The organism is Gordonia westfalica (assembly GCF_900105725.1).
GTDB classification, from domain to species: domain Bacteria; phylum Actinomycetota; class Actinomycetes; order Mycobacteriales; family Mycobacteriaceae; genus Gordonia; species Gordonia westfalica.
The window spans coordinates 1,964,088-1,979,702 of the sequence record NZ_FNLM01000034.1; the positions used below are offsets into that span (position 1 = coordinate 1,964,088).

Consider the following 15,615-nt stretch of genomic DNA (forward strand, 5'->3'; position numbering starts at 1 on the left):
TATGTGGATCAGTTGCTCGCCGGCACGGCATCCTGACTCACGTCTTCCCCAGGCACCGTCGAAATCCTCGACCGCGTCCGGCGTCGTCGTTCACAGTGGCGCGACCGTTCCGGATTCTCACCGGATTCCCCGTACAGGCGTGTGTCGACTGTATACCCCGGCCTGTCACACATGTGCGACATAGTGGAGAGATGCCCCGCCCCTCGGTACTCGATCGCTTCACCGCCCCCACCCGGCGATGGTTCACCGGGGCGTTCACCAAGCCGACCGCAGCGCAGAAGGGCGCCTGGACCTCCATCGCCGACGGGGCGAACACACTGGTCATCGCCCCGACGGGTTCCGGCAAGACGCTCGCGGCCTTCCTGTGGGCCCTCGACCGGCTCGCCGCCGACGCCGCCACCCGCCGACCGGGCACGAAGGTCGTCTACATCTCCCCGCTCAAGGCGCTGGCCGTCGACGTGGAGCGCAACCTGCGGGCGCCGCTGACCGGCATCACCCGCGCCGCGCAGGAACTCGACCTGCCCGAACCGAACATCACGGTCGGCGTCCGGTCCGGCGACACCTCGGCCGCCGATCGTCGCGCACTGGTCAAGACCCCGCCCGACATCCTGATCACCACCCCGGAGTCGCTGTACCTCATGCTGACCTCCGCGGCACGGGAGAGCCTCACGAACGTCGAGGCGATCATCGTCGACGAGGTCCACGCGGTCGCCTCGACCAAACGCGGCACCCACCTGGCGCTGACCCTCGAACGCCTCGACGAGTTGCTCGAGAAACCCGCCCAGCGAATCGGCCTGTCGGCGACCGTGCGGCCACCCGAGGTGGTGGCCGGATTCCTCTCCGGGTCGGCGCCGTGCCAGGTGGTCAAACCCAAGGCCGACAAGACCTTCGACCTCCGCGTCGACGTGCCGGTCGAGGACATGGCCAACATCCCGCCCGCGGCCGGTCCCGACGGCGCCGACCCGTCCGAACTCGACGACGCCTTCTCCCCCACGGCCGGATCGCTGTGGCCGTACGTCGAGGCGTCGATCGTCGACCAGATCGAGGCCAACCGGGCGACGATCGTGTTCGCCAACTCACGACGCCTCGCCGAGAAGCTCACCGCCCGGCTCAACGAGATCCACGCCGAGCGGCAGGGCGTGACCGCCGAACCGGCCGCCAATCCGAAGGTCGCGGGCGGGGCACCCGCGTTCGTGATGGGCAGCGGGGCGAGTTCCGGCGCCGAGGCGCTTCTCGCGCGGGCGCACCACGGTTCGGTCAGCAAGGAGCACCGCGCCCAGATCGAGGACGACCTCAAAGCCGGACGGCTCGCCTGCGTGGTCGCGACCAGCTCGCTGGAGCTCGGCATCGACATGGGCGCGGTCGATCTCGTCATCCAGGTGGAGGCGCCGCCGTCGGTCGCCAGCGGCCTGCAGCGCATCGGCCGTGCGGGCCACCAGGTCGGCGAGATCAGCCAGGGCATCCTCTACCCCAAACACCGCACCGACCTGCTGCACTGCACGGTCACCGTCGGCCGCATGCTCGACGGCGCGATCGAGGAGATCAAGGTTCCCCAGAATCCCCTCGACATCCTCGCCCAACAGACGATCGCCGCTGCCGCCGTCGACGATCTCGAGGTCGACCACTGGTACGAGGTGGTCCGCCGCGCGGCTCCGTATCGAGATCTCGGACGCGGCGTCTTCGACGCGACACTCGATCTCATCGCCGGCCGGTTCCCCTCCGACGAGTTCGCCGAACTCCGTCCCCGGGTCAACTGGGACCGCGACGCGGGGGTGATCACGGGACGCCGCGGCGCACAACGGCTTGCCGTGACATCGGGTGGATCGATCCCCGATCGTGGCTTGTTCGGTGTGTTCATGGTGGGCGAGAAGTCCACGCGGGTGGGCGAACTCGACGAGGAGATGGTCTACGAGTCCCGGGTCGGAGACGTGTTCGCACTCGGCGCGACCAGCTGGCGGATCGAGGACATCACCCACGACCGCGTCCTCGTCTCACCGGCCTTCGGCCAGCCCGGCCGGTTGCCGTTCTGGATCGGCGACGCGATCGGCCGGCCCGCCGAACTCGGTGCCGCGATCGGTGCGTTCACCGGCGCCATCGCCGATCCCGGCAAGCTCGACGCCCACGCCGAACGCCTCGGTCTGACCGAGAACGCGCGCACCAACCTCGCCACCCTCATCGCCGAACAACGCGAGGCGACGGGACACGTCCCCACCGACCGGACACTCGTCGTCGAACGGTTCCGCGACGAACTCGGCGACTGGCGTGTCATCCTGCACTCCCCGTACGGATTGCGTGTCCACGCGCCGTGGGCGAGCGCCATCTCGCAGAAACTCCTCGCGACGCTGGGCATCGAGGGCGCGACCACCGCATCCGACGACGGCATCATCCTCCGCCTCCCCGACACCGACGACGCACCTCCGGGCGCCGACGTGTTCCTCCTCGATCCGGACGAGGTCGAACAGTTCGTCACCGACGGTCTCGCCGACTCGTCGATGTTCGCCTCCCGGTTCCGCGAATGCGCCGCCCGCGCACTGCTTCTGCCCCGCCGTGATCCCGGTCGGCGCGCACCGCTCTGGCAGCAGCGGCAGCGCAGTGCCCAATTGCTCTCCGTCGCATCCAAGTTCCCGGACTTCCCGATCGTCCTCGAAGCGGTACGGGAATGCCTGCAGGACGTGTACGACCTCCCCGCACTGCTCGATCTGCTCACTCGTATCCGATCGCGTCGGATACGCGTCGTGGAGACCGAGACGCCGAGTCCGTCCCCGTTCGCGGCGTCGCTGCTGTTCGGGTACGTGGGCGCCTTCATGTACGCCGACGACGCACCCCTCGCCGAACGTCGCGCGGCGGCACTGTCACTCGACACCAGCCTGCTGGCGCAGCTGCTGGGCCGCGTCGACCTGCGTGAGCTGCTCGATCCCGGGGTCATCGCCGAGGTCATCGCGCGCCTGCAGCGCCTCTCCCCGGACCGTCAGGCGCGCGACGCCGAGGACGTCGTCGACCTGCTCCGCTGGCTCGGACCGCTGACCACCGAGGAGGTCGAGGCGAGGTATCGGGGCGAAGCGCCCGTCGGCGACGTTCTGGCCGACCTGCACCGCAGCGGACAGATCATCTCGGTCAACCACAACCGGCGCGCGCTGTGGGCATCGATCGACGACACCGCCCGGCTGCGCGACGCACTGGGAGTTCCGGCGCCGCTGGGTATTCCGGCCGCCTACCTCGAGCCGGTACCCGACCCGGTCGGCGACCTCATCGGACGCTACGCCCGCACCCACGGCCCGTTCACCGTCGTCGACGCGGCGGCGTCGCTGGGAATCGCGACGGCGGTCGTGCGCGACACCCTGGCCCGCCTCGCCGCGGAGCGGCGCGTCGTCGAAGGCGATTTCCTCCCCGAGACCGGACCGGCCGATCCGGCTCAGGGGACGACGCCGACCACCCAGTGGTGCCACACCGATGTGCTCGGCCAGATCCGGCGCGGGTCGCTCGCCGCGAGCCGCGCCGAGGTCGCGCCGGTCGGTACCGAGGTGCTCACCCGTTTCCTCGTCGAATGGCAACACGGGTCGCCCGGGACGCGGTTGCGCGGCCTGGACGGGGTGGCGACGGTCATCGACCAGCTCGCCGGGTATCCGCTGCCGGCGTCGGCCTGGGAGTCGCTGATCCTGCCCGCCCGCGTCGCCGACTACGCACCGTCGATGCTCGACGAGTTGCTGAGCAGCGGCGAGGTGGTGTGGTCTGGGCACGGCCGCATCGGCAACGCCGACGGCTGGATCGCCCTGCATCCCGCCGACGTCGCCGCTTTCACCATGTCCGCCCCCGACGCGATCGACACCACCGCTGTGCACGACGCGATCGCCACCGCCCTCGAACCGGGTGGTGCGCTGCGGTTCCCGCAGATCGCCGGCGACATCAGCACGGGCACCGCGACCCCCGCCGCGGACGTCGAGAGCGCCCTGTGGGATCTCGTCTGGGCAGGGCAGGTCAGCAATGACACGTTCGCCCCGGTCCGCGCATTGCTCCACCCCCGGCGCAGCCCGTCGACGCCGCGCTCGGCGCCTGCGCACCGGGCCCGGGGCCGGGCACCGCGGCTTCGCGCCGGCCGCCTCTCCGCACGCTATCTGACCGAACACGCCGCCGGACCGCCGGTCTCGCCGACCGCGAGTGGACGCTGGTTCGCGCTGGACCGTCCCGACATCGACCCGACGATCGCCACGCAGGCGCTGTGCGACCAGCTGCTCACCCGGTACGGCGTCATCACCCGCGGCAGTGTCATGGCCGAGGAGGTCACCGGCGGGTTCGCCCGGGTGTACAAGGCGCTCACCGTCTTCGAGGACAACGGCCAGGTACGCCGCGGCTACTACGTCGACGGACTCGGGGGCGCGCAGTTCGCGTCCCCGGCCACCGTCGACGAGTTGCGGCGTCATGCCCTACCCGACCGCAAACCCCCGCGCGAGGCCACCATCCTGGCCGCCACCGACCCGGCGAATCCGTTCGGCGCGGCGCTGGAGTGGCCGAGGTCCCGCGACGCCGACGCCGGACACCGGCCCGGCCGCAAACCGGGCGCCCTGGTGGTTCTCGTCGACGGCGAACTCGTGTGTTTCGTCGAGCGCGGCGGCAAGACACTGCTGACGTTCACCGACTCGATCCCAGCCCTCGAATCGGCCGCCGGCGCACTCGTGGCCCTGGTCCGCGCGGGACGCGTCTCCCGGCTGACCATCGACCAGATCGACTCGGAACCGGTGCGCAGCACCGACTTCGGGAAGGTCCTCGTCGAGGCCGGTTTCGCCACCACGCCCCGCGGCATCCGCCTCCGGTACGGAACCCATGCCTGAAGGCGACACCGTCTACGCCGCGGCCGCCCGGTTGCGCCTGGGACTCGAGGGACGGACGCTCATCTCGACGCAGTTCCGCATCCCGTCACTCGCGACCTCCGACCTGTCCGGCCGGACCGTCGTCGGCGTTCGATCGAGAGGAAAGCACCTGCTCATCGACGTCGGCGAGAGCGAACCCGGCGCCGGCGACGCGGTCAGCATCCATTCCCATCTGAAGATGGAGGGAGTGTGGCATGTGCATCGCCGGGGCCAGAAGTGGCGGCGCCCCGCCTACCAGGCACGCGCGGTCCTGCGCACCGACGACCACGAAGCCGTCGGATTCGATCTCGGCGTCCTCGAACTCCTCGCCGATCCCGATGCCGCGCTCGCCTACCTGGGCCCGGACCTGCTCGCCGACGACTTCGATCGTGACGAGGCGATCCGCCGACTCGGCGCGGACCCCGAGCAGACCATCGGCGCGGCTCTGCTCGACCAGCGGCTGATGGCCGGCGTCGGCAACGTCTTCCGCAGCGAGATCTGTTATCTGCGTGCCGTTCTCCCGACCCGCCCGGTCGGCGAGGTGGAACTCGGGCCGGTGGTCGACCTCAGCCGTCGACTGCTGTGGGCCAACCGGATGCGCTCGGCGCGGACCACCACCGGCAACACCTCACCCAACGCACGCATGTGGGTGTACGGCCGCAACGGCCAGTTGTGCCGTCGCTGCGCGACGATCGTCAAACGCGGTGAACTCGCGTCGACGGGTGGCGACCGGTCCGTCTACTGGTGCCCGCGCTGCCAGACCTGACCGCACACCCACCCTTTTTCGGCATTTCCACCACCCACGTGGGTGCCGGATTTGCCGAAAAAGGGTGGGTTTACGGAGCTCAGACGGGGTAACGCTCGGGTTCCGGCCCGAACTCGAAGCGACGCGCGGTGATCTCGTCGACCACGATCTCCACGTAGTTGTACTTGACCGTCGCGATCCACGGACGCAGCGGCAACTGGTCCGCGGCCTCGATCTCGCTCAGCGAGGACAGGATCCGTGCCGTGCCCTTGGCCACCACACTCCAGCCACCGGTGTCGGTGTGGGCGTCGGACTCGAACGCCACCCGGTTGTTCACCACCAGTTCGGAGAGTTTGGTCCCCTCACCCGTACGCAAGGTGACCTTCCCGTTCGCAGCGTGATAGTTGACGGGAAAGATGTCGGGAGTGTTGTTGACGCTCAACGCTATCCGTCCCAGTTCCCCGGAACCGAGCAACTCCCAGGCCTCTTCCGGAGCGAGTATCTGAACCGGCAATTCCGTCATGATCAGTCCCTTCTCCCCCACTCGATCATCCTCTCCGAGAAGGATCGGCGACAGGGGACAACGTCCCTCACTCGGGGACGGGCACCGGCTCCAGGATCTCCGAACGCGCCTCCGGTGCGGCCGCACGCAGCGCATCGGCGGAATCGTCGTCGGGCTGCTGCTGCGAGGCCACCTCGGCCTCGACCCGCGCGATGTAGGTCGCCACCTCGAAGTCGCGCTGTTCGGTGGTCCAGCCGAGGAGCGGGGCGAGCAGGTCGGCGACCTCGTCGGCGCAGTCGACGCCACGGTGCGAGTACTCGATCGCGATGCGAGTACGCCGGGCCAGCACGTCCTCGAGATGCAGCGCGGCCTCGTCGACCGCCGCGTAGACCACCTCGACGCGGAGATACTGCGGCGCGGCAGCCAGCGGCGCGAGCAGCGACTTGTCCTCGGATGCGTGGTAGAGCACGTCGTCGATCAGTGAGCCGTAGCGGTTCAGGAGTCGTCGAATCCGATAAGGGTGCAGCCCGTACCGCTGTCCGAGATGCTCGCACTGGTTGATCAGCGCGAAGTACCCGTCCGCGCCCAGGAGCGGCACCCGCTCGGTGATCGACGGCGCCACGCGGGTGGGGATGAAGTCATTGCAGGCGTCGACGGCGTCGGCGGCCATCACCCGGTACGTGGTGTACTTGCCGCCCGCGATCGACACCAGACCCGGGGCCACCGTGGCGACGGCGTGCTCACGGGAGAGCTTCGACGTCTCGTCGTCCTCACCCGCCAGCAGCGGCCGCAGCCCCGCGTACACACCTTCGATGTCCTCGTGGTTCAGCTTGGTGACCAGCACCTCGTTGACGCGTTCCAGGATGTAGTCGATGTCGGCGCGTGTCGCGGCCGGATGCGCGAGGTCGAGGTTCCAGTCGGTGTCGGTGGTCCCGATGATCCAGTGCGTCTCCCACGGGATCACGAACAGCACCGAATTGGCGGTGCGCAGGATGATCGCGGTCTCGCTGACGATCCGGTCGCGCGGCACCACGATGTGCACACCCTTCGACGCACGCACCTTGAAGTGCCCGCGCTGCTTGGACAATGCCTGCACCTCGTCGGTCCACACCCCCGCCGCGTTGATGACGCAGTGGGCACGCACCTCGGTGACGTCGCCGTTCTCGGTGTCCCGCACCCGGACTCCGAGGACGCGATCGGATTCGCGCAGGAAACCGATCACCTGGGTCGAGGTGCGGATGACCGCGCCGTAGTTGGCCGCGGTGCGGGCCACCGTGAGGCTGTGCCGCGCGTCGTCGACAACCGTGTCGTAGTAGCAGATCCCGCCGATGAGCGAGTTGCGCTTGAGCGCCGGGGCCACCCGCAGCGCACCCGAACGGGTCACATGTCGCTGGCCGGGCACCGATTTGGCGCCGCCCATGCGGTCGTAGAGGAAGATACCCGCGGCGACGTAGGGGCGTTCCCAGACCCGCTGCGTGAGCGGATAGAGGAACGGCAGCGGCTTCACCAGGTGCGGGGCCAGCAACCGCAGGGAGAGCTCACGTTCTTTCAGAGCCTCACGGACGAGCCCGAATTCGAGCTGTTCCAGGTATCGGAGCCCGCCGTGGAACATCTTCGACGACCGACTCGACGTTCCCGAGGCGATGTCGCGGGCCTCGACCAGCGCCACCCGCAGGCCGCGGGTCGCCGCGTCGAGTGCGGCGCCGACACCCACGACGCCGCCGCCGATCACCACGACGTCGAATTGCTCCTCACCGAGCCGGCGCCACGCCTCGGCGCGGTAGAGCGGCCCCATGTCCGCCGGACGGTCCGGGTTGAACTCGGTGTTCATGTTTGCCGAGCCTAATTGATCTCGGCCCTCACCACAGCGTGCGACACTGACCGCGTGGGCAGTTCAGGCAAATACGTGGCGGCGATCGATCAGGGCACCACCTCTACCCGGGCGATGATCTTCGACCACAAGGGGTGCGTCGTCGGCGTCGAACAACTCGAGCACGAGCAGATCTTTCCCCGTGCGGGCTGGGTCGAACACGACGCCGCGGAGATCTGGCGCAACACCCGCCGCGTGGGTGCCGCCGCCCTGGCCTCGGCCGAGCTGACCGCCAAGGACATCGTCGCCTGCGGTATCACCAATCAGCGCGAGACCACGGTGATCTGGGACCGGGAGTCCGGGAAACCGGTTCACAACGCGATCGTCTGGCAGGACACCCGCACCAGCGAGGTCTGCAGGGAACTCGCCGGCGACGTCGGCGTCGACCGGTACCGGGAGCGTACCGGCCTGCCGCTGTCCACCTACTTCGCCGGGCCGAAGGCACGCTGGCTCCTCGACCACGTCGACGGCCTGCGCGAGCGCGCCGAGGCCGGCGAATTGTGCTTCGGCACAATGGATTCCTGGATGGCGTGGAACATGACGGGCGGCGCCGACGGCGGGCAGCACGTCACCGACGTCACCAACGCCTCGCGCACCATGCTCATGGATCTCCGGACGCTGAACTGGGATGAGGAGATCTGCGACGAGATGGGCATCCCGATGGCGATGCTCCCCGAGATCCGCAGCTCATCAGGCGATTTCGGCTCGCTGAGAGGAAACGGGCCGCTTCCCGGCGTCCCGCTGACCGGCATCCTCGGCGACCAGCAGGCCGCCACGTTCGGCCAGGCGTGCCTGTCGCCCGGCGAGGCCAAGAACACCTACGGGACCGGGAACTTCCTGCTGCTGAACACCGGTACCGAGCCGGTGTTCAGCGAACACGGCCTGCTGACGACGGTCTGCTACCGCATCGGCGACGAACCGGCACGCTATGCGCTCGAAGGGTCGATCGCCGTGACCGGGTCGCTGATCCAGTGGCTGCGGGACAATCTCGGCCTCTTCCCGGTGTCGTCGGATGTGGAGAAGCTGGCCGCGGAGGTCGAGGACAACGGCGGCGCCTACTTCGTGCCTGCCTTCTCCGGGCTGTTCGCACCGCGCTGGCGAGCGGACGCCCGCGGCGTGATCGTCGGCCTGACACGCTTCGTCAACAAGGGCCACCTGGCCCGGGCGGCGTTGGAGGCCAGCGCCTTCCAGACCCGCGAGGTCATCGAGGCGATGCAGGCCGACGCCGACATGGAGCTGTCCACACTCAAGGTCGACGGCGGCATGGTGGTCAACGAACTGCTCATGCAGTTCCAGGCCGACATCCTCGACGTACCGGTGGTCCGGCCCGTGGTCAACGAGACCACCGCGCTGGGCGCGGCCTACGCGGCCGGCCTTGCGGTGGGGTTCTGGGAGGGCGAGGACGACATCCGCGCGAACTGGGCCGAGGACAAGCGCTGGGAACCCGCCATGGCGGAGCCGGAGCGGGAACGCCTGTACGGCGAATGGAATCGGGCCGTCGAGCACAGCTTCGGCCTGGCGTGAGTCAGGCGCCGGGGAATCAGACCACGAAGTCGGCAAGGACCCCGACGACGCCGGCACTGCCCCGAGCGCGGCGGCGGCCTCGTAGGCCGCCTCCCGCAGAGCCGTGCGCGGGGCCTCCGCGGCCGTCGACACCGCCATCGCGGCGAGGACGCAGTCAAGTGCTCGTGCACGGCGGAAGCTGTCGAGTTGACGGTCGATCTCGCCGCGACGCTGATGGGCGAACGAGTCGAAATCATGTTGTGCGGCAACCATCCGCAGGGTCGCGACACCTGTCGGGTCGGCGCTCCCCTGCTGGCGCCACTGGCGGATCGTGTCACGGACCTCGGGTGTCGACGCTCCCGTCACGTCCATCACCGTGGCGACCAGCAGGTGCAGGCAGCGGGTGATGTCCTCGTCGGGCACGGCGGAGGCGAGTCGTGCGACGCCGCCGGGCAGCCGGTCGACGCGGTTCAGCATGTCCGGCCCGGCGTGGTCGAGGACGGCTCGTCGCGGCCGTCGGTGCCCGCGTCGGAGGTGCGGGGGGAACGATCCGACGGCGCCACCGGTTCCTCCGGGGTCGGCCGCGGCGGTGCGGGCTCCGGCGTCGCCGGGACCATCTGCGGAATCCAGTCGCCGATCACCGGCGGCCCGACGAGAGGCAGGTCGCCGACGATCTCCGCGCCGTGCTCACGGGTGTGCAGATAGGGCGCGGCCTTGTGCTTGTCGTCGTCCTCGGCTCCGGGCCGGCGGCCGCCCGGCGGTGCGCCGGCCGGGCCGACCGGTGGTGTGATCCCCGACCGCGGTCCGGTGGCGCTCGCGGCCGGCGGCGTCGATGTCGCCGGCGCGGCGACAGAAGGCGACGACGGCGACAGCGGCGACAGCGGTCCGACGACCGGGGTGATGGGGCCTCCCGCGCCGACACCGGAACCCGCACTCCCGGAACGGTTCCCGTCTCCCGCCCCCGATCGTCCAGCACCGGAGACACCGTGTGTGCCGACACCACCCGGGGTGCCCTGACCGCCTCGGAGCAGGCCATCGGGATCGTCACCGTTCGCCCGGCCCGGCGATCCCGACGAGGAGGAGGACGACGAGACCGGCGTGACCGGGGTGGGTCCACCGCCCGACGGTGCCGGACCGGCCCCGTTGGACGCGACCGGCACCGCCGGGGTACCGGAACGGCCGATGTCCCCGGCGTCGACGGTGTTCGCCGCCTGACCGCGGGGCGCCTCGGAACCCGACCCGACCCCGGCCGCCGATGACATGCTGCCCGTCCCGCGCACCAGGTCGTCGGGCCCGGTGGGTTCCGGGAGCGAGTGCTGGACCCGCTGCATCGGTGACGAGTACGTGCCCGACATGGTGCGGTCCGCCTCGAACCTCACCGTCGGCGCGTCCTCGGGGTTGTCGCGGAGATGCTGCTGCAGTTCCCGCAGTCGCCCTTCCTGACCCCGTGTAGCGCCGACGATCCCGACGGCGGTGCCCAGCGCCTCGCCGACCACGGTGGCCGTCTCCAGAGTCCTCTGCATGGCGTCGGACAACGACTTTCCCGCCTCGAGGGCGGCGTCGGACGCGAGTCCGCGCATGTCGTCGCCGAACATGCCGGCCATCCGCTCCGACGCGCGGCGCACCGCGTCGATCGCCTTGAGGATCGTCTCGACGTCACCGGCCGCCTGACCGGGTTCCATGGTGTGGAGGGTGTCGATGATCTCGTCGATGCTCATGCCGGCCCAGTCGGTGCGTCCCCCGCCGAACGACGGCGCGCTCGAGACACCCCGGTTGGTCTGGGCAAACGGGTCGACAGAGCGCGGTGTCACGACAACTTCCCCCCACGTCGCGGTACGCCGGAGTTCCGGACGAATCCTCCAGACCCTACCGTGGTCGCGGCAACTCGACGGCGGTCAGTCCAGATCGTCGTGGCGAACGAGCTGACGTGCGGCCTCGGTGATCGACCCGGACAGCGACGGGTACACCGAGAACGTCTGCGCGAGATCGCCGACGGTCAGTTTGTTCTGCACCGCGAGGGCGAGCGGGAGGATGAGCTCGGAGGCGTTGGGGGCCACCGCGACGCCACCGATCACCACGCCGGTCGCCGGGCGGCAGAAGATCTTGACGAAGCCGCGTCGAAGACCGCTCATCTTGGCCCGCGGGTTGGTCGCCAGCGGCAGCATCACGGTGCGCGCGGGATACTCGCCGGCGTCGATGGCCTTCTGCGACACCCCGACGGTGGCGATCTCGGGACGCGTGAAGATCGCCGAGGCAACGGTTTTCAGCTTGATCGGGCTGACGCCCTCACCCAGCGCGTGGTACACGGCGATGCGGCCCTGCATGGCGGCGACCGAGGCCAGCGGCAACAATCCGGTGCAGTCGCCCGCCGCGTAGATCCCGGGCACCGATGTCCGCGACACCCGGTCCACCCGGATGTAGCCGCCCTTGTCGACGTCGACGCCGGCACGCTCGAGTTCGAGGTTCGCGGTGTTGGGGATCGAGCCGACCGTCATCAGCACGTGGCTGCCGGTGACGGTGGACCCGTCGGCGAGATGGGCGGTGACGGTGTCACCGTCGCGCACGACCTTGTCGGCGCGGGCGTGCTTCACGAGTTCGACGCCGCGTTCGGCGAGTGCGTCCTCGAGGACCAGCGCGGCGTCCTCGTCCTCGTGCGGGAGCACGCGGTCGCGGCTCGACACCAGCGTCACCTTCACACCGAGTTCGGTGTAGGCGTGGACGAACTCGGCGCCGGTGACACCGGAACCGATGACGACGAGATGTTCGGGCAGGTCCTCGAGGTCGTAGAGCTGACGCCAGGTGAGGATGCGTTCACCGTCGGGCTGGGCGTCGGGCAGGATGCGCGGCGACGCGCCCGTCGCGATCAGCACCACGTCGCCGTCGAAGCGCTGGGTGCTGCCGTCGGCGAGCGTCGCGAGGACGCTGTGGGTCGAGACGCCGACCTGCGTCTCGTCGAGAACCGCGGTGCCGGAGACCAGTTTGACGCCCTCACTGACGAGTCGCGACTTGATGTCGGCGGACTGGGCGAAGGCGAGGTCGCGCACCCGCTGATGGATCTGCGGGAGGGTCACCAGGGTGTCGTCGGTCTTGATGTTGATACCGAGGTCGACGGCGCGGCGGACCTCGGTGCGGATGCCGGTGGAGGCGATGAAGGTCTTCGACGGGACGCAGTCCCACAACACACAGGCACCACCGATCCCGTCCGAATCGATCACCGTGATGTCCGCGCCGTACGCGGCCGCGGCGAGCGCCGCCTCATAACCCGCTGGTCCACCGCCGATGATGACGATCCTGGTCACTGTGCACTCCTGTCCTTCACCGGGTTTCGACGCGGCGGCCTTCGTGGGGCCACCGTGCGCCCGGAGCGGTGTTGTCTATGGGCGAACTGGCTGGTGGCCGGACCGGCGGGCGTCCGACAGGCTGTGTCCGACTGCTGATCCGACTGGGTCGAGCCTCGCGGGGTGGTGCGTCGCTCTGGTGTGGCGGACCGTCACATGGGGTCGCGCCACCTACCAACCTAGTCCGGATCATTCGGCGGCACGCCATGCGGTGGCCCCGTGTGCGTCGTACGCCACTCCTCCACGCCTGCCTGTCGGCTTCCGGACTCGCCGCCGACCCACTAGGCTCCACCCGTGCCGATTTACGCAGCCTACGGAAGCAACATGCATCCCGAGCAGATGGCGGAACGCGCGCCGCACTCGCCGATGTCGGGTACCGGATGGCTTCGCGGCTGGCGACTGACCTTCGGCGGCGGCGACATCGGCTGGGAGGGCTCGCTCGCGACCGTCACCGAGGACCGCGACGATCCCGACGCCCGCGTCTTCGTCGTGCTGTACGACGTGACCACCGAGGACGAGGACCTGCTCGACCGGTGGGAGGGCTCCGAACTCGGCATCCATCGCAAGATCCGCGCCCGCGTCGACACCCCGACGGTCCGGTACTGGCCTGGCTGTACGTGCTCGACGCCTTCGAGGGCGGACTCCCCTCGGCCCGCTACCTCGGCGTCATGGCCGAGGCCGCGGAGATCGCCGGGGCGCCCGCCGACTACGTGCAGGACCTGCGGTTGCGCGAGTCGCGCAACGTCGGGCCCGGGCCTGGGCCCGTCGAACCCTGAGGTCCTGGGCCCGTCGAACCCTGAGTATTCAGGGCGCGAACGGCGGCGTCAGTTCCGGCGGTTCGCCCGTCGCGCTGCGTGCGTTGAGGACGACGCCTGCGAGGGTTCGGACGCCGATGGCGAGGGCTCGTTCGTCGAGGTCGAAGTTGGGGGCGTGCAGATCGACCTGCGGGCCGAATCCGTCCCACACACCGAGGCGGGCCATCGCGCCCGGCACCTGTTCGAGGTACCAGGAGAAGTCCTCACCGCCGGGTGACTGGAGGGTGGCGGCGACGGCGTCGGGTCCGATCGCGGCGACCGCGCGTTCGAGCATGCCGACGGCGATCTCGTCGTTGACCACCGGCGGGACGCCCCGGAAGTAGGACAGGTCGTAGCGCACGCCGAGGGGCGCGAGGAGTTCGCCGACGACGCTGCGGACCAGCGGTTCCAGTGCGGCCCAGGTGTCGTGGTCGCCGGTACGCACGGTGCCGCGCATCCGGCCCTCCTGCGGGATGGCGTTGGCGGCGCTGCCGGCGTTGGCCGCACCCCACACCATCACGGTTCCCGAGCGGGGGTCGACGCGCCGCGAGAGCACGCCGGGCAGTCCGGTGATCACGGTGCCCATCGCGTAGATCAGGTCACCGGTCAGGTGCGGACGGGAGGTGTGTCCGCCGGCGGAGTGGAGTTGCAGGTCGATGTGGTCTGCGGCCGACGTCAGCGGACCCGATCGCAGGCCGACGGTTCCGACCGGCAGACGCGGATCGCAGTGCAGCGCGAAGATGCGCCCGAGCCCGCTGGTCACGCCGGCTTCGATGGCGTCGAGCGCGCCACCGGGCATGACCTCCTCGGCCGCCTGGAAGATCAGGCGGACCCCCACCGGGAGCGGCCCGACCGAGGCCAGGAGCTTGGCCACGCCGATCAGGATCGCCGTGTGCGCGTCATGTCCGCAGGAGTGGGAGGCACCCTCCACCGTCGAGGTGAACGGGAGGCCGGTGTGTTCGGTGACCGGCAGGGCGTCCATGTCGGCTCGCAGACCGATCCGGGGTTCGCCGACCGGACCGAGGTCGCAGACGACACCGGTGCCCAGGGGGAGCCGGCGCGGGTGGAGACCGACGGCCGACAGCTCCGCCATCACCAGTTCGGTGGTGCGCACCTCCTGCCGGGAGAGTTCGGGATGTGCGTGGATGTCGCGCCGCCACGCGACCAGCTCGGTGCCGTGATCCTCCAGCCACTTGTCGATGATGTTCGACGCGTCGGGCAGGCTGTCCGCCTTCACGCCGGTCATGCGATGACCCCGGCGGGGGTCGGGAGGGCGAGGTCGGCGAGCAGCGGTCCGCGCAGACCCCGCTTGATCAGGGTGAGGTTGGGACCCGCGGTCGCGGCACGGGCCGCGGCGATCTCCGCCGCGCGGGCGGCCAGCCGGTCCGCGGGGACCGCTTCGTCGACGATCCCGGCGGCGACGGCCTCGGCGGCGCCGTACCGACGGCTGGTGTACATCGCCTCGGTCGCGGTGCGATCGGTGAGCCGCGTGCGCAGGAGCGTCGACATGCCGCGGGTGAACGGCATGTTCAGCGCCGCCTCGGGCAGCGACCAGAAGCCGCGCTCGGTGCGCATGAACACGTGGTCGGTGCAGAGGGCGAGCATGGCGCCGGCGCCGAAGGCGTGGCCGTTGATCGCTGTGACGGTCGGGACCGGGAGCGTCAGGATCGTCGCGTACAGCGACTGCACACGGTCGAGGTATGCGGGCAGCTGATCCGGCGCGGCGAAGATGTGGTCGGTGTCGAGTCCGTTGGTGAAGAACTTCCCGGTGGCGGTCAGCACGAGCGGGCGCTTCGGGTCGGCGGCCACCTCGCCGAGCAGCCGTTCGACCTCGTCGAGCCAATCCAGACGGAAGCGGTTCTCGGGGTTCGACTCGTCGAGTTCGACGCCCTCGGCTCCGAGATGGAGTTCGACGACCTCCCCGACCTCGTTGAGATATGGCATGACCTGACCTTATCGCTCGGCGACGAGTCCGCTCCGGGCGCGGCCGTTCCGCGACGCGGCGATGCTGCGCCGACG

The 15,615-nt window shown here is 70.0% G+C and carries 9 protein-coding genes, 2 pseudogenes and 1 riboswitch; of the genes and pseudogenes, 4 read left to right on the forward strand and 7 right to left on the reverse strand.

Features of this window, described 5'->3' with window-relative positions; all coding sequences use genetic code 11:
• Window positions 1–4 precede the first annotated feature (4 nt).
• A riboswitch (cobalamin riboswitch) is annotated at window positions 5–177 on the reverse strand.
• Between the two features lie 14 nt (window positions 178–191).
• The gene (locus BLU62_RS14350; RefSeq protein WP_074850173.1) at window positions 192–4,826 is read left to right on the forward strand and encodes an ATP-dependent helicase; all 4,635 of its coding nucleotides are present in this window, start codon (window positions 192–194) and stop codon (window positions 4,824–4,826) included.
• On the forward strand, window positions 4,819–5,610 hold the full coding sequence (locus BLU62_RS14355; RefSeq protein WP_074850174.1) for a DNA-formamidopyrimidine glycosylase family protein: 792 nt from the start codon (window positions 4,819–4,821) through the stop codon (window positions 5,608–5,610). Before BLU62_RS14350 ends, BLU62_RS14355 begins: the two co-directional genes overlap by 8 nt.
• A gap of 79 nt (window positions 5,611–5,689) precedes the next feature.
• Here the strand turns inward: BLU62_RS14355 and BLU62_RS14360 are convergent, their stop codons facing one another.
• A complete protein-coding gene (locus BLU62_RS14360) occupies window positions 5,690–6,112 on the reverse strand; it encodes a pyridoxamine 5'-phosphate oxidase family protein (RefSeq protein WP_074852908.1) in 423 nt (140 codons plus the stop codon).
• Window positions 6,113–6,179: 67 nt separating this feature from the next.
• On the reverse strand, window positions 6,180–7,922 hold the full coding sequence (glpD, locus tag BLU62_RS14365) for a glycerol-3-phosphate dehydrogenase (protein WP_074850175.1): 1,743 nt from the start codon (window positions 7,920–7,922) through the stop codon (window positions 6,180–6,182).
• A gap of 75 nt (window positions 7,923–7,997) precedes the next feature.
• On the opposite strand from glpD, the gene glpK reads away from it, so the two are divergent.
• On the forward strand, window positions 7,998–9,485 hold the full coding sequence (gene glpK / locus BLU62_RS14370; protein WP_074852909.1) for a glycerol kinase GlpK: 1,488 nt from the start codon (window positions 7,998–8,000) through the stop codon (window positions 9,483–9,485).
• Window positions 9,486–9,501: 16 nt separating this feature from the next.
• On the opposite strand, the pseudogene BLU62_RS34560 reads toward glpK, so the two are convergent.
• From BLU62_RS34560 to BLU62_RS14385, 3 genes and pseudogenes are all read right to left on the reverse strand, one after another.
• Window positions 9,502–9,941: pseudogene (locus tag BLU62_RS34560) on the reverse strand (hypothetical protein).
• Window positions 9,935–11,275 carry a hypothetical protein gene (locus tag BLU62_RS14380; protein WP_074850176.1) on the reverse strand — a complete coding sequence of 447 codons (1,341 nt, stop codon included), beginning with the start codon at window positions 11,273–11,275 and terminating at the stop codon, window positions 9,935–9,937. Before BLU62_RS14380 ends, BLU62_RS34560 begins: the two are co-directional and overlap by 7 nt.
• 84 nt (window positions 11,276–11,359) lie before the next feature.
• Window positions 11,360–12,763 carry an NAD(P)H-quinone dehydrogenase gene (locus tag BLU62_RS14385; protein ID WP_074850177.1) on the reverse strand — a complete coding sequence of 468 codons (1,404 nt, stop codon included), beginning with the start codon at window positions 12,761–12,763 and terminating at the stop codon, window positions 11,360–11,362.
• A 333-nt stretch (window positions 12,764–13,096) separates the two neighbouring features.
• Here BLU62_RS14385 and BLU62_RS14390 point away from each other — a divergent pair.
• Window positions 13,097–13,578: pseudogene (locus tag BLU62_RS14390) on the forward strand (gamma-glutamylcyclotransferase).
• A gap of 28 nt (window positions 13,579–13,606) precedes the next feature.
• Here the strand turns inward: BLU62_RS14390 and BLU62_RS14395 are convergent.
• Together BLU62_RS14395 and BLU62_RS14400 are read right to left on the reverse strand one after the other, a co-directional pair.
• Complete coding sequence (locus BLU62_RS14395) at window positions 13,607–14,842, reverse strand: amidohydrolase (protein WP_074850178.1); 1,236 nt, start codon at window positions 14,840–14,842, stop codon at window positions 13,607–13,609.
• Entirely contained in the window at window positions 14,839–15,540 is a 702-nt protein-coding gene (locus tag BLU62_RS14400; protein WP_074850179.1) for an enoyl-CoA hydratase/isomerase family protein, read from the reverse strand. The genes BLU62_RS14395 and BLU62_RS14400 overlap by 4 nt, the downstream gene beginning before the upstream one ends.
• Window positions 15,541–15,615 lie beyond the last annotated feature (75 nt).